Genomic DNA, 20,012 nt, shown 5'->3' with positions numbered 1-20,012 from the left:
GGAGCGCGGCCGTGAGGCCACTGGGGACCGCGGCAGCGAGCCCGCGGCCGACGCGGCAGGTCAAAGCCCGCCGTCGCGCCGTATTGTAGGGTCTGCCCTCACCCGCGCGCTCGCGCTCGCGCGAGAGCAGAAGGCGTTGGCTCCGCTGCGGGAACGACGTAGGCTGTGGCAATCGTGCCCGCGTCCGAACCGAACCTGAATGCATCACTGTTCCTGTGCATCACGTTCTTCCCGAGCGACCGCATGGCGACCGCGGTGCTGCGGCTCGTGTCCAGTTTCTGCGGGATGATCCTGGACGACGCGAATGTGAGCTCGCGGTTCTACATGGCCGCGCACGAGCTCGCCGAGAACATCACCAAGTATTCGACGGGCCCCAGGGTCAGCCTGGAGCTCGCGCTGGAGGAGACCGAGAGCTCCTGTATCCTGAAGATCCGCGCGCGAAACGAGGCCTCTCTCGAACGCCTACGGGAGGTGGAGAGGCGCCTGCTCGAGCTGAAGACGACGAGCGATCCGGTGAAGCACTACGACGAGCTTATCCATGAGACGGCGATGGTAGAAGGAGTGTCGGGGCTCGGCCTCGCGCGGGTGCGCGCGGAGGGCGGGCTCGACGTGGACTACAAGATCGAGGGGAACGAGCTGACGATCATCGCGCACGCGCCGGTTGGGAGATGGAGGGGAGATGAGCAGCTTAAGGGTTGAGTCCGTCGTCACGGACAGCTTCGGGATCGAGCCGACCCTGAGGGAGGACACCCTCAGCGTCAAGCTCACCGGCACGGGCGACATGGCGGCGGCCGCGCCGCTCGGCTCCTATTGCAAGGCCCTCCAGGCGGAGGTGGTGCGCCTCTCCGTGAGTGCCGTGGAGTTCGACGTAAGGTCTCTTTACTTTCTCAACTCAAGCTGCCTGAAGGCGTTCATCAGCTTCATTTGCGGTCTAGCCGCGCAGGGGCTGAAATGCAAGATACAGTTCGTCACGGACGCCAGGCTTGGGTGGCAACGGCGGAGCTTGACGGCGCTGGAGCGCATGTCCCCCGAGCTGGTCTCCATCGCCGACGCTTGAGCAGGAGCCGCAGGGATGAGCAAGAGACGCCGGACGATCGCCCTCCTGATGGACTACGTACGAGGTGAGTACCAGTCCGAGGTGCGTTTCGGCGTCGAGCGTGCCGCCGAGGCGCACGACGTCAACCTCGTCATCGCCTTCGGGGAGACGCTCGCCCTCCCCGGGGCCGCCAGCACGGCCCAGAACAGCATCTATCACCTCATCGGCGCGGAGACGGTCGACGGCATCATCGTCGCCTCGACGACGCTCTGCCACCACGTCGGCATCGAGGGGATGAAGCGGTTCTGCCGGTCCTACGCGCCGCTGCCGATCTGCAGCCTCGGGATGGCGATCGACGGCATCCCGAGCCTCGTGGTCGACAACGGCCTCGGGCTCGATCTCTCGGTCGGACACATCGTCGAAGACCACGGGTGCCAGCGCGTCGCGTACATCGGCGGGCCGCCGAGCAACGAGGAGGCGGAGGTCCGCGCCGACGCCTACCGGAGGGCGCTCGCGGACCGCTCGCTCCGCGTCGACGAGCGCCTCGTCGCGTTCGGCAGCTTCACGATCGACACCGGGCGCGCCGCGATGCGAGAGATCATCGGGCGCGGGGTCGCGTTCGACGCCGTGGTCGCCGCCAACGACAACATGGCGCTCGGGGCCGTCGAGGAGCTCAAGGCGCACGGCCTGAGCGTCCCGAAGGACCTCCCCGTGTGCGGCTTCGACGACGCCGTCATCGCGCGCTTCGCGAAGCCGTCGCTGTCCACCATCCGCCAGCCCATCAAGCGCATCGGCGCGCGCGCCGTGGACATGATCGTGCGCATGATCGAGGGCGAGCCGGTCCCCGAGTACAACCTGTTCCCGGTCGAGCTCACGCTGCGCGAGTCGTGCGGCTGCGGGTACCAGGTGGAGCCCGCGGGCGCGCCCCCGAGCAAGGCGTGGAGCGCGCCGCTCCCGTCCGCTGGCCAGCGGGATGATCTGGAGCGCCTGCTCGAGAAGAGCGTCGCGATCCCCGCCGGATCGCTCGACGGCTGGGCCGGTCTGCTCCTGTCGGCGCTGGAGGAGGAGCTCGAGGGGACCGAGGGCCGCTTCCTGCGCGCGGTCGAGTCGCTCCTCGACGCGGCGGGGCGCGAGGGCGCGATCCTCGAGCACTTCCAGGGCATGATCACGCTCCTGCGCGAGCAGTTCCGCCGGGGCCACGGGGCCCTCCGGGATGCGGTCCTCGACGAGGCGCTCGAGCGGATCTGGCACGCCTCGCGCATCGTCATCGGGAGCGCGTCGGTGCGCGCCGAGGGGCAGCAGCGGCTCAACGTGGAGCTCGCGTCGCTCTACCTGAGCTGGAGCGCGCGGAGCTTCTCGACCTGCCTGAGCCTGCCCATCCTGCGGCGCATGATGGCGTCGGAGCTGCCGCGGATGCAGTTCTCGCGGGTCGCGGTGTCGCTCTATGACACCGCGCACGACCCGCAGCGCACCACCATGAAGGCGCTCTTCCTGATGGAGGACGGGCGCGAGCTGGAGCCGCCGGCGGAGAGCTTCCCGGCGCGCCGCCTGGCGCCCGAAGGGTTCCTGGGAGGCCGGGAGCGCACGAGCATGATCGCGCTCCCCGTCGCGTTCGGCGACGAGGAGAAGTTCGGTGTCGCGGTGCTCAACAGCGGCGCGAACGAGATGGTCTATGACGCCCTCCGCCTCCAGATCGGCTCGGCGGTCAAGGCCGCGGCGCTGCACTGGGAGGTCGTGCGGCAGGTGGAGCTGCGCGAGCGGCTGGAGCAGGAGAAGGTCCGCCAGGAGAGCGTCGTCGCGGCGCGCATCCAGACGACGCTGGTGCCGACGCAGCTCTCGGTCGAAGGCCTCGAGCTCTCCGCCGTCATGAAGCCGGCCGCGGAGGTCGGCGGCGATTACTACGACGTGCTCGCGACGGACGAGGGCGGTTGGCTCGGGATCGGCGACGTCGCGGGGCACGGGCTCGCGGCGGGGCTCGTGATGCTGATGATCCAGAGCATGATCTCGGCCCTGACGCGCAACGACCCGCGCGCCAGCCCCGGGGACATCCTCTCTGCGGTGAATGGGGCGGTGTACGAGAACGTCCGCAGTCGGTTGAAGCGGGACGAGCACGCGACGCTGCTCCTCTTGCGGTACGAGCGGAGCGGGCGGGTGACGTTCGCGGGGGCGCACGACGACATCATCGTGTGCCGCGCGCGCACCCGCCGCTGCGTGTGCATCCCGAGCTCGGGCGTCTGGATAGGCGCGCTGCCCGCCATTGACGCGATGACGCGAGACGCCGAGTTCGTCCTGGAGGACGGGGACGTCCTCGTGCTCTACAGCGACGGCGTGACGGAGGCGCGCAACGCGCACCACGAGCAGTTCGGCCTCGAGCGGCTGTGCTCCACCATCGAGTCCTCCCAGAGCGCGCCCGCCGAGGCGATCCGGGACCGGATCCTCGGCGAGGTCGAGGGCTGGTGCCCGAGCCCCGATGACGACATCACGGTGGTCGTGGCGAGGTACAGCGCGCCTCGATAACTGTAACTGTGGCAACTGTGGCCCGAGGCCGCCCGCTTTCCTACATGAGCGCTATCGTCGGTGTCAGCAGAAGGGATTGGATCCGGGTTGAGAACCACGTACGCTGCGCCAATCGTGTCCGTGTCCGAACCGAGTCCGAACGGGTCACTGTTTCTATGCATCTCGTTCCACCCGAGCGAGCGTATGGCCAACAGCGTGCTTCGGCTGGTGTCCAGCTTCTGCAGCATGGTGCTGGACGACGCCAACGTGAGCTCGCGGTTCTACATGGCCGCGCACGAGCTCGCCGAGAACATCATCAAGTACTCCTCGGGCCCCAAGGTCAGCCTCGAGCTCGCGCTGGAGGAGCGCGAGAGTTCCTGGGTCATGAAGATCTCCGCGCGGAACGAGGCGTCGCCGGAGCGGCTGCGCGAGGTGGAGAGGCGGCTCTTCGAGCTGAAGGCGGCGAGCGATCCTGTGAAGCACTATGACGAACTCATCTGTGAGACGGCGATGGTAGAAGGGGTGTCGGGGCTCGGCCTCGCGCGGGTGCGCGCGGAGGGCGGGCTCGACGTGGACTATACGATCGAGGGCAACGAGCTGACGATCATCGCGCACGCGCCGGTGGGGAGGTGGAGGGTCGATGAGCAGCTTAAGGGTTGAGCCCGTCGTCACGGACAGCTTCGGGATCGAGCCGGCCCTGAGGGAGGACACCCTCATCGTCAAGCTCACCGGCACGGGCGACATGGCGGCGGTCGCGCCGCTCGGTTTGCTCCTCAAGGACCTGCACGCCGAGGCGGCGCGCCTCCGCGTGAGCGCCATCGAGTTCGACGTGAGGGCCCTTTACTTCCTGAACTCGAGCTGCCTGAAAGCGTTCATCAGCTTCATCGCCGGCGTCGCGAGCCAGGGGCCGAAGTGCAAGGTGGAGTTCCTCACCGACGCGAGGCTGGGCTGGCAACGGCGGAGCCTGACGGCCATCGAGCGCATGTCTCCGGAGCTGGTCTCCATCGCCGATACCTGACGCGAGAGCCGCGGGAGATGAGCGAGAAGCGCCGGACGATCGCCTTCCTGATGGACTACGTCGGGGGAGACTACCAGTCCGAGGTGCGCTTCGGCATCGAGCGCGCCGCGGAGGCCCACGACGTCAATCTCGTGATCGCCTTCGGAGAGACGCTCGCGCTGCCCGGCGAGGGGGGGGCGGCCCAGAACAGCGTTTATCAGCTCATCGGCCCGGAGACGGTCGACGGCATCATCGTCGCGTCGGCGACCCTCTGCCATCACATCGGCATCGAGGGGATGCGCGAGTTCTTCCGGGTTTACGCGGCGCTGCCCGTCTTCAGCATCGGGATGGCGATCGACGGTATCCCGAGCCTCATCGTGAACAACGGCCTCGGGATCGAGCTCTCGGTCGGGCACATGATCGACGTCCACGGGCGCCGGAACGTCGCGTACGTCGGCGGACCGGCCAACAACGAGGAGGCCAAGGCGCGCGCCGACGCCTACTGGGGGGCGCTCGCGGCGCGCGGCCTCCCGCTCGACGAGCGCCTCTTCGCGGTGGGCGCGTTCACGATCGACAGCGGTCGCGTCGCGGTACGCGACATCCTGGACCGCGGGGTCGAGGTCGACGCCGTGGTCGCCGCCAACGACAAGATGGCCCTCGGCGTGATCGAGCTGCTCGCGGAGCGGGGGCTCCGCGTCCCGCAGGACATCCTCGTGTCCGGCTTCGACGACGCCTTCATCGCGCGCTTCTCCAAGCCGTCGCTCACCACCGTTCGCCAGCCCATGAAGCGGCTCGGGGCCCACGCGATGGACACGATGATGCGCATGCTCGACGGCGAGGTCGTAGAGGACGTGGCGCTCCTCGACGTCGAGCTCACGTGCCGTGAGTCGTGCGGCTGCAGGGTCCAGGCGAGCGCCTCGCTCGCGCCGTCGGCCTCGACGCCGCGCGACGGGGCGTCCCTGGTCGCGGCGCGGCGGGAGTCGCTGGAGACCGCGCTCAGGAGGAGCGTTGCCATCCCGACTGGCTCGCTCGATGGCTGGCCTGGCGAGCTCCTGTCGGCGCTGGAGGACGAGCTCGCGGGGCGGGAGGGCCGCTTCCGGCACGCGCTCGAGGCGCTCCTCGACGCGGCGGGGCGCGCGGGCGCGATCCTCGATCACTTCCAGGGCATGATCGACGTGCTCCGGGAGCGGCTCGGCCGGCCGCCGTCGGGCGGCGGGGGCGTCGCTCTCTACGATGCCCTCGAGCGGCTCTGGCACGTGTCGCGCATGGTCATTTCGAGCGCGTCGATGCGCATCGAGGGGGAGCGGCGGCTGACCGTGGAGCTCGCGGCGACGTACCTCAGCTGGAGCGCGCGGAGCTTCTCGACGTGCCTGAGCCTGCCCGGCCTGAAGCGCGTGCTCGCGTCGGAGCTGCCGGTCCTCGGGATATCGCGGGCCGCAGTGTCGCTTTATGACGACGCTCCCGAGGCGCAACGAGGTTTCATGAGGTCGCTCTTCCTGATGGAGGACGGCCGGGAGGTGGACCCGCCGGCGGCGAGCTTCCCGGCGCGGCGCTTCGCGCCCGAAGGGTTCCTGGGAGGCCGGGAGCGCACGACGATGATCGCGCTCCCCGTCGCGTTCGGCGACGAGGAGAAGTTTGGTGTCGCGGTGTTCAGCAGCGGCGCGCACGAGCTGATCTACGACGCGCTCCGCCTCCAGATCGGCTCCGCGACCAAGGCCGCGGCGCTGCACCGGGAGATGGTCCGTCAGGTGGAGGCGCGCGAGCGGCTGGAGCAAGAGAGGGTCCGCCAGGAGAGCGTCGTCGCGGCGCGCATCCAGACGACGCTGGTCCCGGAGCGGCTGTCGGTCGCGGGGCTCTCGCTCTGCGCCGTCATGAAGCCGGCCGCCGAGGTGGGCGGCGACTACTACGACGTGCTCGCGACCGCCGACGGCGGCTGGCTCGGGATCGGCGACGTGGCGGGGCACGGGCTCGCGGCGGGGCTCGTGATGCTGATGATCCAGAGCATGGTCTCGGCGCTGACGCGCAGGGACCCGAGGGCGAGCCCCGCCAGGGTGATCTCGGCCATCAACGCGGCGCTGTACGAGAACGTCCGCGGCCGCCTGAAGCGGGACGAGCACGCGACGCTGCTCCTGCTCCGGTACGAGCGGAGCGGGCGGGTGACGTTCGCCGGGGCGCACGACGACATCCTCGTGTGCCGCGCGAAGACGCGCCGCTGCGTGTGCATCCCGAGCTCGGGGGTCTGGATCGGCGCGCTGCCATCCATCCATGAGATGACGCGAGACGCCGAGTTCGTCCTGGAGGACGGCGACGTCCTCGTGCTCTACAGCGATGGAGTGACCGAGGCGCGCGACGCCCACCATGAGCAGTTCGGCCTCGAGCGGCTCTGCACCACCATCGAGGCCGTCCAGACCGAATCCGTCGTGGTCATTCGTGACCGGATCCTCGGCGAGGTCGAGGGCTGGTGCCCGAGCCCCGACGACGACATCACGGTCGTCGTGGCGAGGTACCGCGCCCCCCGGCAGCCCTGACGCATCGGTCGAGGCGCGGCCGGCGCGCTCGTCGAAGCGGCGAGCGCGCGGTCGAGACGGACGCCGTGAACAGCGCGCCGGGGCGCTCGCGATCGTTCGCTCGCCTACATGGGCACACGGCCGACCAACGGGGATTGGATCCCGTGCAAGAATTACGTACGCTGCGTGAACCGTGTTAGCTTCCGGACTGAGCCAGGACGCTTCACCGTTCTTGTGCATCACGTTTTTCCCGAGTGAACGGATGGCTAGCGCGGTGTTACGGCTGGTGTCCAGCTTCTGTGGGATGGTGCTGGACGATGAGAGTGCGAGCTCGCGGTTCTACATGGCCGCGCACGAGCTCGTCGAGAACCTCATCAAGTACTCGTCCGGCCCGGAGGTCAGCCTCGAGCTCGCGCTGGAGGAGGGCGAGGGCGCGCGGGTCCTCGTGATCCGCGCGCGGAACGAGGCGTCGCCGGAGCGGCTGCGCGAGGTGGAGCGGCGGCTCTCCGCGCTGAGGTCGGCGAGCGATCCTGTGAAGCACTATGACGAACTCATCTGTGAGACGGCGATGGTAGAAGGGGTATCCGGGCTCGGCCTCGCGCGGGTGCGCGCGGAGGGCGGGCTCGACGTGGACTACACGATCGAGGGGAGCAGGCTGACGATCATCGCGCAGGCGCCGGTTGCGGGATGGAGGGGAGATGAGCGGTTTAAGGGTTGAGCCTGTCGTCACGGACAGCTTCGGGATCGAGCCGACCCTGAGGGACGACACCCTCGGCGTCAAGCTCACCGGCACGGGCGACATGGCGGCGGCGGCGCCGCTCGGCCTTTGCCTCAAGGCCCTCCAGGGAGAGGTCATGCGCCTCTCCATCAGCGTGGTGCAGTTCGATATAAGGGCTCTTTACTTTCTCAACTCGAGCTGCCTGAAGGCGTTCATCAGCTTCATCTGCGGGCTCGCGGGCCAGGGGCTGAAGTGCAAGGTGCAGTTCCGCACGGACGCGCGGCTAGGATGGCAAAGACGGAGCCTGGCGGCGCTCGAGCGCATGTCTCCGGAGCTGGTCTCGATCGAGGACACCTGACCGGAGAGCCGCAGGACAAGATGAAGAAGCGCCGGACGATCGCCCTCGTGATGGACTATGTGCGCGGCGAGTACCAATCCGCGGTGCGGATCGGGGTCGAGCGCGCCGCCGAGGCGCACGACGTCAACCTCGTGATCGCCGTCGGGGAGACGCTCTCCGCCCACGGTCCCTCGGAGGCCGCCCAGAACAGCATCTACCGCCTCGTCAGCGCGGAGGCGGTCGACGGCATCGTGGTCGCGTCGGCGACGCTGTGCAATTTCGTCGGCGCCGAGGGGGTGCAGCGCTTCTGCCAGGACTACGCGCCGATGCCCCTGTGCAGCATCGGGATCCCGCTGGAGGGCATCCCGAGCATCCTCGTGGACAACGGCCTCGGGATCGAGATGGCGGCCGGCCACCTGCTCGACGATCACGCGTGCCGGCGCGTCGCGTACATCGGCGGGCCGGTCAACAACGGCGAGGCGAGGATCCGCGCCGACGCGTTCCGCAAGGCGCTGGCCGCGCGCGCGATCCCGTACGACGAGCGCCTCGTCGCGAGCGGCCAGTTCACGATCGACACGGGCCGCACCGCGATGGCCGAGATCCTGGACCGCGGGGTCGAGATCGACGCCGTGGTCGCGGCGAACGACAACATGGCCCTCGGCGCGATCGAGCTCTTGAAGGCGCGGGGCCTCCACGTGCCGAGGGACATCCTGGTGTGCGGCTTCGACGACGTGGGCGTGGCGCGCTACGCGAAGCCGTCCTTGACGACGGTCCGCCAGCCGATCAAGCGGCTCGGGGAGATCGCGCTCGAGACGGTCCTGCGCATGCTCGACGGCGAGGCCGTCCCGGATCGGAGCATGCAGCAGATCGAGCTCACGCGGCGCGAGTCCTGCGGCTGCGCGTACCAGGCGATCGCGATGCGGCCGCTCACGAACCCGCCGCGCCTCGGGGCGATGTCGCTCGGCGGCCGGCGCGACGAGCTGGAGCGGGCGCTCGAGCAGGCCGTGGGTATCCCGGCCGCGTCGCTCGGCGGCTGGGCCGGCGGGCTCCTGTCGGCGCTGGAGGAGGAGCTCGAGGGCCACGAGGGGTGCTTCCTGCACGTGCTGGAGCGCGTCCTCGACACGGCCGGGCGCGAGGGGGTGTTCCTCGATCTGTTCCAGGGCGTGGTGACGCTCCTGCGCGCGCGGCTCCGGCGGCCGGTCGAGGAGGGGGGCGATGCCGCCGTGAACGAGGCCCTGGAGCAGCTGTGGCATGCGTGCCGCGTCCTCATCGGGAGCGCGTCCGTGCGCGTCGAGGGGCGGCAGCGCCTCGACGTCGAGGTCGCCTCGATCGACCTGAGCTGGAGCGGGCGGTGGTTCTCGACGTGCCTGAGCTTGCCCCTCTTCCAGCGCATGCTGGCCTCGGAGATGCCCAGGCTGCACTTCACGCGCGCCGCCGTCTCGCTCTACGACGACGCCCAGCGAGCCACCCTGAAGACGCTGTTCCTGATGGAGGACGGCCGCGCGGTGACGCCGCCCACCGAGAGCTTCCCGTCGCGCTCCCTGGCCCCTCCCGGGTTCCTGAGCTCGAGCGAGCGCACGAGCGTCGTCGTGATGCCGCTCACGTTCGGTGACACCGAGTATTTCGGGGTGATGGCGCTGAACAGCGGCATGAACGAGATGGTCTACGACGCGCTGCGGCTCCAGATCGGCTCCGCGGTGAAGACGGTGGCGCTGCACCGGGAGATGGTGCGTCAGGTGGAGCTGCGCGAGCGGCTGGAGCAGGAGAGCGAGCGGCAGGAGACGGCGCTCGCGGCGCGCCTCCAGACGACGCTGGTGCCGGAGCAGCTGCACATCGAGGGGCTGGAGCTCTCCGCGGCCATGACGCCGGCGGCCGAGGTGGGCGGCGACTACTACGACGTCATCGCGACGCCCGAGGGGGGGTGGCTCGGGATCGGCGACGTCGCGGGGCACGGGCTCGCTGCGGGGCTCGTGATGCTGATGATCCAGAGCATGGTGTCGGCGCTGACGAGCAGGGACCCGGGCGCGAGCCCGAGCGAGCTGCTCGCGGCGCTCAACAAGGCGCTCTACAAGAACGTGCGCAGCCGCCTGAAGCGTGACGAGCACGCGACGCTGCTCTTGCTCCGGTACGAGCGGGGCGGGCGGGTGACGTTCGCCGGGGCGCACGACGACATCATCGTGTGCTCGGCGCGCACGCGGCGGTGCGTGTGCATCCCGAGCTCGGGCGTCTGGATCGGCGTGTTGCCCGTCATCGACGAGGTGACACGGGACGCCCAGTTCGTCCTGGAGGACGGGGACGTCCTCGTGCTCTACAGCGACGGGGTGACGGAGTCGCGCAACGCGCACCGCGAGCAGTTCGGGCTGGAGCGGCTCTGCACCGCCATCGAGGCCGTGCAGGCCGCGCCGGTCGAGGCGATCCGCGACAGGATCCTGAGGGAGGTCGAGGGGTGGTGCCCGAGCCCGGACGACGACATCACGGTCGTCGTGGCGCGGTACCGCGCGCCGGCGTAGTAGCGCCCGAGGCTGCCCTTACCGTCGCGTCGCCTCGGCATGGCGGCGCTCGATGACGCTGCTGTGGAGGAACGGAGACGTCCTGCCCTCGCCGGCGCTCTTCCGGCGTGGGGCGCTGGACTGGCCTTGCGCGCGGTGCTGGACTCGACTCATCGGCGCGCTGCAGCGGACGCGAGGGCCCGCGCGCCGGAGCCCGGAGGAGATCGCGCCATGGTTTATCCCGACCTGCAGGTTGTCGAGCGCGCCCTCGCCGCCGTCGAGGCGCTGCGGGCGAGCGCCATCGAGCACGAGCTGCGAAACCGGCACCTCGTCGATGCGGTGCACCCGAAGCACCGGGCGGGAGCGACGAACCTGCTGCATTACCTCGCTGTCCGGCAGCAGGACATCCGCGACCTGCAACGGCAGCTCGCCTCGCTCGGGCTGAGCTCGCTGGGGCGCCTGGAGCGCTGTGCGCTGGCCTCCCTCGACGCCGTACGCGGCGCGCTCGACGCGCTCGCGCGGCGCCCCGAGGTGCGGCCGCCCGGCGAGTCGCCCACCACGTTCGCGTCGGGGGGCGCGCTGCTCGAGGAGCACGCGCGGGCGCTGCTCGGGGAGGGGCGCCAGGGGCGAACGACGCGGGTGATGGTGACGCTGCCCGGGGACGCGCGGAAGGGGGAGCTGAAGCGGCTGCTCGAGGGAGGGATGGACGTCGCGCGGATCAACTGCGCGAAGGAGGACGCGGGCGCGTGGGCCGGGCTCATCGAGCGGCTCCGGGAGGCGGGACGGGAGACCGGGGTGCGGTGCAAGGTCCTCTGCGACATCGCCGGGCCCAACCCGCGCGTGAGCAAGATCGATGGGGCTCCGGCGCGCGTCATGCTGTCCGAGCGGGGTGAGCGGCCCTGGCTCTGGCTCTGCAAGGACGTGAAGCGGGCGCGCCCCTCGGCGGGCAGCACCGGAGCGGGGGAGGTGCTCGCGCTCGGGTGCACCATCCCGGAGATCGTCGACGACCTCCGGCCCGGGCACCGGGTGTTCTACGACGACGGGCGGCTCGGCGGCACGGTCAAGCTCGTGACCAAAGGCGCCGCGCTCGTGGAGGTGGATTTCGCGCGCCAGGGCTCCGTGAAACTGAAGCCTGGAAAGGGCCTGAACTTTCCGGACACCGAGCTCGGGATCCCGTCGCTCACGCCGAAGGATCTCGAGGATCTCGACTTCATCGCGCGCCACGCGGACATGGTGGGGCTCTCGTTCGTTCGGTCTCCTTCCGATGTGGAGCGCCTCCAGGCGGAGCTCGCCGCGCGCGGGGCGGCTCACCTCGGGATCGTCCTCAAGATCGAGACGACACCTGCGTTCGCGCAGTTTCCGAGGCTCCTGCTCACGGCGATGCGCAGCGAGCAGGTGGGGGTGATGCTCGCGCGCGGCGATATGGCCGTCGAGATGGGGTTCATGCGGCTGGCGGAGGTCCAGGAGGAGCTCCTGTGGCTCTGCGAGGCCGGGCTGGTCCCCGCGATCTGGGCGACGCAGGTGCTCGAGAGCCTGAACAAGACCGGCGTGCCGACCCGCGGGGAGGTGACGGACGCGGCGATGAGCTCGCGCGCGGAGTGCGTGATGCTCAACCAGGGCGAGAACATCGTCGCGACGGTCGCGTTCGTGGTCGACGTCCTCCGCCGGATGCACGAGCACCAGGACAAGAAACGGGCGCTCATGCGATCGCTCGGGGTCTCACGCCTCGACTGAGGCGACCCAACCCCGGTTGACCCGACCCGGGTTGACCCGGTTGACCCGACCCGGGTTGAGGGAGGGCGAGACCCGGGTTGGGCGTCCAGGTTGGGCGAGCGTCCAGGTTGGGCGCTCCGACCCGGGTTCGCTTTCCGCTTTCAGCAGTCGCTTTCCGCTTTCAGCGGTCGGCAGTTGACCCCGGCAGTTGACCCCGGTTGACCCAACCTGGGTGGGTAGCCCCGACCCAACCTAGGTTGGGTGCACCGACCCGGGTTCGCTTTCCGCTTTCAGCGGTCGGCAGTTGACCCCGGTTGACCCAACCTGGGTGGGTAGCCCCGACCCAACCTATCCAACCTGGGTCGGCGGCCCGGACGACCCAACCCGGGTGGGTAGCCGGGTGGGTAGCCACGGACGACCCAACCCGGATGACCCAACCCGGGTGGGTAGCCCCGGAGCCCCGGACGGGTAGCCCCGAGCCCGGGTCGGCGGTCTGCGGGCGGGGAGCCCGGAGTTGGCAGCCAGCACGCCCGCCGGATCCGCTGAGTTAGCAGCCAGCACGCCCGCCGGATCCGCTCCGGCTCAGTCGACCGAAGGCACGGTGGCGTCGACCCGGGTTGGGAGCCCGCGGGCGCCTGCCGGCGCGCGGAACGCTGCGCCCGACAGCTCCCGCCGCATGCAGGTGGCCGCCTCGTCGTAGCGGGGGTCGGACGCACTCCCGATGATCGTCGGCACCACGATATAGCCCTCGGCGTCGACGTTGAACTCCACCCGGATGGCGTCAGGCGGCAGCAGGCTCCCGCCCGGGCCGCGGCAGCGCTGCACGAGGTCCCAGTAGAGCTGCGCCCGCGCCGCCTTCTCGATCGCCGGGCTCGACATGTTGGCCTGCACCATGGGCGCGCCGATCTCGACGCGCGAGCGGGGGGCAGGGGTGGGGGCGGGCGCCGGCTCCGGCGGGAGCGCGGAAGGCGCCGGGAGGCCGGTGCTCGTGCCGATCTTCGCGATGCTCACGCCATCGGCCGGCCTGGGGGCGGCCTCCCGCGCGGCGGTGAGGATCTCCTCGAGCGCATCCGGCTCGACGGACCCCACCGCCGGCGCGCTGTCCGTCCGGAGGCGGGCGCCGCGGTCGTCCAGCGACGCGGCGCCGCCACGCGCCCAGGGGGTGAGCGCCCCGGCGTCGGCCCCCGCCGGCGGCGCGGGCGGCGGGCGCTCGCAGGCCGCGAGCAGCGGGAGCAGGGCCACGAGCGCGGTGCGCACGAGGAGAGGGTCGATCGAATGCGCGTCGCGCGCAACGGCGTCGGCAGTGTACCGTGGCATCGCACGTCGATGCGCGCGCTCCTCGCGATCCTGCGGATCGGTCTTCGCTCGCTGCGCGAGGGGAGCGTGTCGCCCATGTCGTCATCGGGAGGCCTGCGAGGCGCCTCTTCCAGGGCCGCCGCGCGCCTCGCCCTCGTCGTGGCGCTGTCGTCGCTCGCGGGCGCGCTGTCCGGCCTGCTCCCGGCGATCGCCGGCGTGGCCCTCGGCGCCGTCTCCGGGCGCGAGGCGCCGCCCTCGGGCGGCATCGGCGGCGCGCTCGCCCGGCTGCTCGCCGGCGCACCGCCGGCGGCCGTGGTCCTCGCAGCGCTCGGCGCCACGCTCGTGTCCGCCTCCCTGGCGGTGCTCTCGGGCCGGAAGAGCTCGGAGCTCGGCGGCGACCTCACCGCCGCGCTCCGCGTCGCGCTCTTCCGGGCGGCGCTCTACGCCTCGCCTCGCGACGTGGACGCCGCCGGGCGCGCGCTCATCGCGGCGCAGGCGGCGGGGCCCGCGCCGCGGCCGCCGAGCGCCGGGCCCGCGCCGCCCGTCCGGGGCGCGGAGGTCGTGCGGCTCGCGATCGCGCGGGACGCCGGCCTCGTCGCCGATTTCGCGATCGCGGTCGCGACCGGCTTGCCCCAGGCGCTCGCGACGCTCGCGGTCCTGGCCGGGTCGCTGGTCTCGAGCGGCATGGCGCTCGTCCTCGCGGGCGGCGCGGCGCTGTTCGCGGCCTCGCGCCTCGCGGCCGACCGGGCCTCGGGCCGCGTGGCGCGCGCGATGCGGGAGATGCAGCACGCCGACACGGCCGTCTTCGGCGCGGTGGGCGAGGCGCTGGCGGGAGCGGAGGACCTCCGCCTGCTCGGCGCGCGCGCCCAGGCCGAGGGAGAGCTGGCCGGGGCCGCGCGCCGGGTCGCGGACGCGCGCCGCCGCTTCGGCCAGGCGCTCGCCGTCTCCGGCCAGATCAAGGGCACGCTCGCGGCGCTCTCGCCGCTCGTCATCGTCGCCGCGCTCGCGGCCTCTCGCGGGGTCGCCGGCGCGGGCGAGGTCGGAGAGCTCCTGCTCGTGGTGCCGCTGCTGATGGCGCGCCTCGAGGCGCTCGACGCCCTCCGCGCCGGCTTCATCGAGCGCGCCCCCCTGCTGCGCGCGACGCTCGCGCTGCTGCGCCTGCCCGAGCACCCGCCGCGCCCCTCCGGCGGCCTCGGGGTGCAGCTGGACGGCGAGGCGAGGCGCCCCCTGTCGATCGCCTTCGAGGGGGTCACGTTCACGCCGCCGGGCGCGAGCCGCCCCGTCCTCGATGGCGTGTCGCTCTCGATCCCCGCCGGAGCGGTGGTCGGCGTCTGCGGTCGCTCCGGCAGCGGCAAGTCGATGCTCCTGCGCCTGCTCCTGCGCCTCGACGAGCCGTCGTCGGGCGCGATCGCCGTGGGTGGCGTGGATCTGCGGCAGATCCCGCCCGAGGAGCTCCCGCGGCTGTTCGGCGTGGTGGGGCAATCGGCGCGGCTGTTCGAGCGGAGCATCGCGGACAATCTGGCGCTCGGCCTCGAGCCCGCGCCCACGGAGGAGCGCATGCGCGAGGCGCTCCTTCGGGTGGAGCTCGACGAGCTCGCAGACGCGCCGCCAGCGGAGGGCGAAGCGCGGCCCGCGCGCGGCCTCGCGACGGAGGTGCGCGCCTCACCGCCGAGCCTGTCGGGGGGTGAGGCGCGGCGGCTGCTGCTCGCGCGGGTGCTGCTGCGCGAGCCGCGGGTCTTCGTGCTGGACGAGCCGGAAGCGGGCCTGCCGGGCGCCACCGCCGAGGCGATCCTCCGCACGGCGTGCGAGGTAGCCGCCGGGCGCACGGCCATCGTCGTGACCCACGCGCCGCACCTCCTCAGGTCGACGTTCAACGTGCTGCTCGACGGCGGTCGGGTCGCGGCGGTGGGCACGCACGAATCCCTCCGCGAGAGCTCGCCGCTCTATCGTTCGCTTCTGGCCGAGGCGCTGCAGCGATCCGCGAGGTCGGCGGCGGGCTGACGAACACGCGCGCGCGGTTACCCCGCTCGCGCGGAGGTCACGGATCGCAGGGACCGCCTGCCCGCGCGGCCTGGCGGGCGAGATGCTCGGCGTCGACGGCAGCGCCGCGCGCCTCTTCGGGCACGTCCGCCGAGATTCCCAGCGGGCGGCCCGCGAGCCCCCGCGCGAGCCAGACGAGGATGGATACGGCTCCCCAGGCGAGCGCGAAGGCGACGCCTGCGTCGACGATCGCGCGGTAGGGCGGGGGCATCTGCCGCACGAGCAGGATGAGCGCCACGATGCCTGCGACGAGCGCCCACGTCGCGATCAGCCGGCGGCGCGTCGCGTGGAGGAGCGCCATGCAGTAGAGCGGCGCCAGCGCCACGTGGAGGGGCCGCCCGTGCTCGGCGAGGTGGAGCGCGCGCGCGACGACCCGCGGCGAGAAGCGCTGCTGAAAGCCGCGGTACCCCTCGAAGTAGGCGATCGTGACCGTCCAGGCCGCGAGCAGGACCAGCTGGCCCGTCGTGAGCGTGTGCCCCGTCAGGATGCGCGCCGCCGTCGCGCCGAGACGACAGATGGCCTCGACCAGGACGGCCACGACACCAAGGACACCCCACAGGACGACGGCGAGGCGGCGCCGTCCCTCGCGGACGGGCGGGCTCATCGCGCCCGCGCCGGATCGAGGGGCCTCGCGGCCGTGGATCGCGCTCGATCGGCCGCGCGCTCGGACGAACGCTTCGGACGGTGCGCCGGACAGCCGAATCGCCGCATGTCGCTGCATGCTAGGAGAGGAGCTGGGCACGTCAACCGGATCCCACGGGTGTCATGGCGGTTCGCTCCGGCGCGGTCCGGCGGTAGCATCGTCGGCCCATGCCGCTCGCCGACCGCTCCGCGCCGGGTGTCCCGCCCGCCTCGGCGCGGGCCCTCCCGCCCCACCCGCACGCGCTGCGCTCGCCGCTCGCGCCCTTCACGGCGCGCCTCCGCGACCTGCTCTCGACCGTCGAGTCGGCGGCGCTCCTCGGCGCGGTGGAGGCGCGGGTGCGCGGGCTCGGGGAGCACCTGCGCTTCGCGTGCCTCGCGATGCCGTGCTCGGAGGCGCTCGTCGCGCTCGAGATGGAAACGCTCGGGCGGCTCACGGTCCCCGTCGTCGCTGACGCGGTCGGCTTCCGCGCCCCGGGCGCGGAGCTGCCGCCGAGCGGTACCCCGTTCGCGTACCTGCTCGGTGGCGGCGGCGGGCACGCGGTGGAGCTGTCCGACGGCGATCCGATGATCGCGCCGCTCCGGCCGCTCCTGGCCGCCGCGCCGGCGTCCGCGATCTTCGTGCCCATCCGCGTCGGCGCAGCGACCGTGGGCGGCGCCGCGCTGTTCTCGCACGAGGCGCCCCTCGGCGGGCGGGAGCTCGACCTGGCCGAGCGGCTGGCCGAGGTCCTCGCGCTCACCGTGGAGTCGTTCCGCACCGAGCGCGTCGTCTTCGAGCTCTTCGCGCGCGCGATGCCGGACCTGCTCGCGCAGGCGCCAGGCCAGCCGGCGGCGGGGCCGGGTGGGCGCGCAGCCTCGGGCGCGGAACCTCCCATGCCGGAAGGGGCGGCCCCGCCGCCGACCTCGCTCCGCGCCGCGCTGGAGCGGCACATCCACGCGCTGCGCCTCACGCCCGAGTACCGCCGCCGCCTGGAGCTCGCCGCGGTGGTGGGCAGGCTCGCCGAGCGCGGCGAGGCGGAGGCCCGCCTGGCCCTCGACCTCCTCGCGCGGATCGACGCCTACGCGAGCGGCGCCGGCGATGCAGGGGAGCCGGCCTCCGCGGGGGAGGGGAGCTCCGCGTGACCACGGCTTCTCCGGCAGGACCGGGCGGCGAGCCCCACGGCGCGCCACGCCCGGGCGCGCGAAGCGGCGCCGGCGTGCGCGTCGCGCTGATCGACTCCGGCGTCGATGCCTCGCACCCCGCGCTGCGCGCAGCGGCGCTGCGGCACGTCGCCCTGGTCCAGCGCGGCGCCGCCGGTGGCGCGTACGGGGTCGCGCCGTGCGCTCCGGGAGATCTCAGCGGGCACGGGACGGCGTGCGCGGGCATCGTCCACCGCATGGCGCCCGCGGCCGAGATCACGAGCGTCCGTGCGCTCGGCGATGACGGGCGGTGCTCGCGTGACGGGCTCGTCGCCGCGCTGCGCTTCTGCGTCCGCGAGCGATTCTCCGTGGTCAACCTGAGCCTCGGCATCGACATCCCGAAGAACGCGCCGCTCCGCCCGGGCGACTACCGCTCGCTGGTCGAGCTCTACGAGGTCGCGGACGCCGCCTACACCGCGGAGGTCGTGCTCGTGGCCGCCGGCCCGAACGCGGCGGCGTTCCGCACCTATCCAGGGCGCTTCAAGTCGCTGATCGGCGTCGGCAGAGGGGCCTTCCAGGACCCGGAGGCGCTCCGGAGCGAGCTCACGCTCGACCACGAGATCCTCGCGCCCGGTGACGACGTGCTCGCGCCCGCGCCCGGCGGCGGCGAGCGGCGCTGGACCGGTACGTCGTTCGCTGCGCCCCATGTGACCGCGCACGTCGCGCGCATCCGCGCCGCGTGGCCGGAGCTCTCGATCGAGGCGGTGAAGGCGGCGCTGCACGGGCTCGCGCGCGGAGCGCGCGGCGAGGCGGTGGAGGAGCGCGGTGCTCCCGCTTGACCCGATCGACAGCGTGTCGCCGCTGTCGCGGCTGCTGCGGAGCGCGCCGGGCGCAGAGGTCCGCGCCGAGCTCGACCGCGTCGAGGCGCTCCTCGGTGTCGGCCGCGATCCTGCGGCGGCGGTGCTTGATGGCGGGCCGCTCGTCGCGGCGGCGCTCGGCTTCGGGCGCGGCGCGCTCGCGTTGCGTGAGGGGGCGCTGGACGCGGCCGTGCTGCACCTCGAGGGCGCTGTCGCCGCGTTCGACCGAGGAGGGGCCGCCGAGGCCCGGGACCTCGCGCGGTGCGAGGCGGCGCTCGCGCGCTTGCGGCGCGACGTCCGAGCGGCCTGTGCGTCCGCCATCGAGGAGCTCGACGCCATCGCGGCCGCAGGCGATCCCGGACGCCGCGCCGCGGTCGTCGCCGTCCACTACCGCGGTACGGCCGAGCGGCTCCTCGGCGACGCGGCGGCTGCGCAGCGCACGCTGCTGTCGGCGCTGCGCCGCTCGGAGCCGTTCCTCGGCGAGCGCGCGCAGATCCTGAACTCGCTCGGCACGCTCTACGTGACCCTCGGCGCGCACGGCGCGGCCGAGGCGCTGCTCGAGCACGCGGCCGAGCTCCACCGCCGCCGGGGCGACTCCGTGGGCGAGGCGATCGCCTGCGGCCAGCTCGGCGCGGCGGCGCTCGGCCTCGGCGCCCTGGAGCGCGCCCGAGCCCCGCTCCAGCGACAGGAGTGGCTGTGCGCGCGCCTCGGCGACGCGTTCGGCCGCGCGCGCGCGCTCACGTTCCTCTCCGAGCTTGCGCTCGAGCTCGGCCGCGCCGACGACGCCCTCGCGCTCGCGACCTCCGCCCGCGAGATTGCCGAGCACGCCGCGCCGCCACTCCGAACCTGGGTCGCTTACGCTTCTAGGGCGATCGGGCGCGCGCGGCGGGATCTCGGCGATCCGGGCGCGGCGGCGGTGCTGGATGAGGCGGGCGCACTCTTCCGAGCGCTCGGCCTTCCGCTCGGAGAGGCGCTCGCCGCCTGGGATCGCGCCTCGACCGAGGCGCTCGCGCTCGCGGAGCCGGCGGACTGGTTCTCCGCTGCCTGGTCGCTCGGCTCCCTGGGTCTGTCCTCGCGGGTGGCGCAGCTCCTCCGGGAGCATCTGGAAATCGAGGAATCCGCGCCGCTGCCAGAGAGGGGAAGGCCAACGTCGGACGGCGGGGCCCGCGAGCGGGCGCTTGCCGCGGCGGCGCAGACCTCGCCTCACGTGGCGATGCAGCGCGAGGTCGAGCTCGTTTACGATCGTCCCGACCACCTTGCCGCGATCGCCGCTCGCCGGATGGCGGCTCAGCGCAACCTCGGTCGGCTCGCGGCGTTGACGCTCGCCCGGCCGGGGCTCATCGTCGCCGCGATCGCGGCATCGCCCCTCGGTGCCCGTGGCCGCGCGCTCCCCCCCGAGCGCGCGATGGCGGTCTGCGTGGCCGACCTGCCCGGCCTCACGGTATGGATCTGGCCGGCGGCTGCCACGCCAGCCACCATCGGCAACGATCTAGCCGTGCTGCGCGCGACGCTGGGCGAGCCGCTGCGCGCAGCGCTGGCGTTCGCGCCGGCAGGACGCGTGCTGTGTCCGCCGTTCGCGGGCGACACTGGCGCGGAGCTCGATGCGGTCGAGCTCGTTGGTCTGATGGCGCTGCCCGCCGTGCTCGCGCCGGGCGAGCTTCGCCTAGATCCGCAGCTCGGCTGGGACGGCGACGCTCGCGCGAGCGTAGAGGCACTGGGATTCGTCGTCACGAACAACCCGTGCCACCCAGGTTGATCCGCGAGCCGC

The 20,012-nt window shown here is 72.5% G+C and carries 16 protein-coding genes; 14 read left to right on the top strand and 2 right to left on the bottom strand.

The window, feature by feature from the left end:
• The first annotated feature begins 165 nt into the window (after positions 1-165).
• The 10 genes from WME82_RS28455 to WME82_RS28410 all read left to right on the top strand — a co-directional run bounded on the left by WME82_RS28455 (position 166) and on the right by WME82_RS28410 (position 12,314).
• Positions 166-699, top strand: coding sequence for a hypothetical protein (locus WME82_RS28455; protein ID WP_437739638.1), 534 nt, complete (start codon positions 166-168; stop codon positions 697-699).
• Positions 680-1,057 carry a hypothetical protein gene (locus tag WME82_RS28450; protein WP_437739637.1) on the top strand — a complete coding sequence of 126 codons (378 nt, stop codon included), beginning with the start codon at positions 680-682 and terminating at the stop codon, positions 1,055-1,057. Before WME82_RS28455 ends, WME82_RS28450 begins: the two co-directional genes overlap by 20 nt.
• Before the next feature lie 15 nt (positions 1,058-1,072).
• Positions 1,073-3,553 carry a SpoIIE family protein phosphatase gene (locus WME82_RS28445; protein WP_438037859.1) on the top strand — a complete coding sequence of 827 codons (2,481 nt, stop codon included), beginning with the start codon at positions 1,073-1,075 and terminating at the stop codon, positions 3,551-3,553.
• A 183-nt stretch (positions 3,554-3,736) separates the two neighbouring features.
• Positions 3,737-4,192 carry a hypothetical protein gene (locus WME82_RS28440; RefSeq protein WP_437739635.1) on the top strand — a complete coding sequence of 152 codons (456 nt, stop codon included), beginning with the start codon at positions 3,737-3,739 and terminating at the stop codon, positions 4,190-4,192.
• The gene (locus WME82_RS28435; protein WP_438037858.1) at positions 4,173-4,550 is read left to right on the top strand and encodes a hypothetical protein; all 378 of its coding nucleotides are present in this window, start codon (positions 4,173-4,175) and stop codon (positions 4,548-4,550) included. The genes WME82_RS28440 and WME82_RS28435 overlap by 20 nt, the downstream gene beginning before the upstream one ends.
• 17 nt (positions 4,551-4,567) lie before the next feature.
• The gene (locus tag WME82_RS28430) at positions 4,568-7,057 is read left to right on the top strand and encodes a SpoIIE family protein phosphatase (RefSeq protein ID WP_438037857.1); all 2,490 of its coding nucleotides are present in this window, start codon (positions 4,568-4,570) and stop codon (positions 7,055-7,057) included.
• 283 nt (positions 7,058-7,340) lie between these two features.
• The gene (locus tag WME82_RS28425) at positions 7,341-7,754 is read left to right on the top strand and encodes a hypothetical protein (RefSeq protein WP_438037856.1); all 414 of its coding nucleotides are present in this window, start codon (positions 7,341-7,343) and stop codon (positions 7,752-7,754) included.
• Positions 7,735-8,112, top strand: coding sequence for a hypothetical protein (locus tag WME82_RS28420; RefSeq protein ID WP_437850175.1), 378 nt, complete (start codon positions 7,735-7,737; stop codon positions 8,110-8,112). The genes WME82_RS28425 and WME82_RS28420 overlap by 20 nt, the downstream gene beginning before the upstream one ends.
• Before the next feature lie 20 nt (positions 8,113-8,132).
• Positions 8,133-10,601, top strand: coding sequence for a SpoIIE family protein phosphatase (locus WME82_RS28415; RefSeq protein ID WP_438037855.1), 2,469 nt, complete (start codon positions 8,133-8,135; stop codon positions 10,599-10,601).
• Between the two features lie 210 nt (positions 10,602-10,811).
• A complete protein-coding gene (locus WME82_RS28410) occupies positions 10,812-12,314 on the top strand; it encodes a pyruvate kinase (protein ID WP_438037854.1) in 1,503 nt (500 codons plus the stop codon).
• A 561-nt stretch (positions 12,315-12,875) separates the two neighbouring features.
• Here WME82_RS28410 and WME82_RS28405 read toward each other — a convergent pair.
• On the bottom strand, positions 12,876-13,610 hold the full coding sequence (locus WME82_RS28405) for a hypothetical protein (RefSeq protein WP_438037853.1): 735 nt from the start codon (positions 13,608-13,610) through the stop codon (positions 12,876-12,878).
• Positions 13,611-13,619: 9 nt separating this feature from the next.
• Here WME82_RS28405 and WME82_RS28400 point away from each other — a divergent pair, with 9 nt between their 5' ends.
• Positions 13,620-15,590, top strand: a complete 1,971-nt coding sequence (locus tag WME82_RS28400) for an ATP-binding cassette domain-containing protein (protein WP_438037852.1) — start codon at positions 13,620-13,622, stop codon at positions 15,588-15,590.
• A 37-nt stretch (positions 15,591-15,627) separates the two neighbouring features.
• Here WME82_RS28400 and WME82_RS28395 read toward each other — a convergent pair whose 3' ends face one another.
• Positions 15,628-16,233 carry a hypothetical protein gene (locus WME82_RS28395; RefSeq protein ID WP_437739626.1) on the bottom strand — a complete coding sequence of 202 codons (606 nt, stop codon included), beginning with the start codon at positions 16,231-16,233 and terminating at the stop codon, positions 15,628-15,630.
• 206 nt (positions 16,234-16,439) lie between these two features.
• Here WME82_RS28395 and WME82_RS28390 point away from each other — a divergent pair, with 206 nt between their 5' ends.
• The 3 genes from WME82_RS28390 to WME82_RS28380 are packed head-to-tail and all read left to right on the top strand — an operon-like array spanning position 16,440 to position 20,000.
• Positions 16,440-17,390: a hypothetical protein gene (locus tag WME82_RS28390; protein ID WP_438037851.1), complete on the top strand. Its 951-nt coding sequence runs from the start codon at positions 16,440-16,442 to the stop codon at positions 17,388-17,390.
• Complete coding sequence (locus tag WME82_RS28385) at positions 17,387-18,226, top strand: S8 family peptidase (RefSeq protein WP_437911629.1); 840 nt, start codon at positions 17,387-17,389, stop codon at positions 18,224-18,226. The genes WME82_RS28390 and WME82_RS28385 overlap by 4 nt, the downstream gene beginning before the upstream one ends.
• Positions 18,213-20,000, top strand: a complete 1,788-nt coding sequence (locus tag WME82_RS28380; protein WP_438037850.1) for a hypothetical protein — start codon at positions 18,213-18,215, stop codon at positions 19,998-20,000. The genes WME82_RS28385 and WME82_RS28380 overlap by 14 nt, the downstream gene beginning before the upstream one ends.
• Positions 20,001-20,012 lie beyond the last annotated feature (12 nt).

This window comes from Sorangium sp. So ce128, from assembly GCF_051525245.1.
Taxonomy (GTDB): Bacteria; Myxococcota_A; Polyangia; order Polyangiales; family Polyangiaceae; genus Sorangium; species Sorangium cellulosum_B.
Note: the sequence above shows the minus strand (reverse complement) of the source record. Positions and strands in the feature narration are given on the sequence as shown.

Bases quoted from the DNA above. Each gene is read 5' to 3' on its own strand.
- WME82_RS28430 (WP_438037857.1), top strand. From the start codon at position 4,568: ATGAGCGAGAAGCGCCGGACGATCGCCTTCCTGATGGACTACGTCGGG.
- WME82_RS28440 (WP_437739635.1), top strand. From the start codon at position 3,737: ATGGCCAACAGCGTGCTTCGGCTGGTGTCCAGCTTCTGCAGCATGGTG.
- WME82_RS28420 (WP_437850175.1), top strand. From the start codon at position 7,735: ATGAGCGGTTTAAGGGTTGAGCCTGTCGTCACGGACAGCTTCGGGATC.
- WME82_RS28450 (WP_437739637.1), top strand. From the start codon at position 680: ATGAGCAGCTTAAGGGTTGAGTCCGTCGTCACGGACAGCTTCGGGATC.
- WME82_RS28415 (WP_438037855.1), top strand. From the start codon at position 8,133: ATGAAGAAGCGCCGGACGATCGCCCTCGTGATGGACTATGTGCGCGGC.
- WME82_RS28405 (WP_438037853.1), bottom strand. From the start codon at position 13,610: ATGCCACGGTACACTGCCGACGCCGTTGCGCGCGACGCGCATTCGATC.
- WME82_RS28425 (WP_438037856.1), top strand. From the start codon at position 7,341: ATGGTGCTGGACGATGAGAGTGCGAGCTCGCGGTTCTACATGGCCGCG.
- WME82_RS28435 (WP_438037858.1), top strand. From the start codon at position 4,173: ATGAGCAGCTTAAGGGTTGAGCCCGTCGTCACGGACAGCTTCGGGATC.
- WME82_RS28400 (WP_438037852.1), top strand. From the start codon at position 13,620: ATGCGCGCGCTCCTCGCGATCCTGCGGATCGGTCTTCGCTCGCTGCGC.
- WME82_RS28390 (WP_438037851.1), top strand. From the start codon at position 16,440: ATGCCGCTCGCCGACCGCTCCGCGCCGGGTGTCCCGCCCGCCTCGGCG.
- WME82_RS28410 (WP_438037854.1), top strand. From the start codon at position 10,812: ATGGTTTATCCCGACCTGCAGGTTGTCGAGCGCGCCCTCGCCGCCGTC.
- WME82_RS28445 (WP_438037859.1), top strand. From the start codon at position 1,073: ATGAGCAAGAGACGCCGGACGATCGCCCTCCTGATGGACTACGTACGA.
- WME82_RS28395 (WP_437739626.1), bottom strand. From the start codon at position 16,233: ATGAGCCCGCCCGTCCGCGAGGGACGGCGCCGCCTCGCCGTCGTCCTG.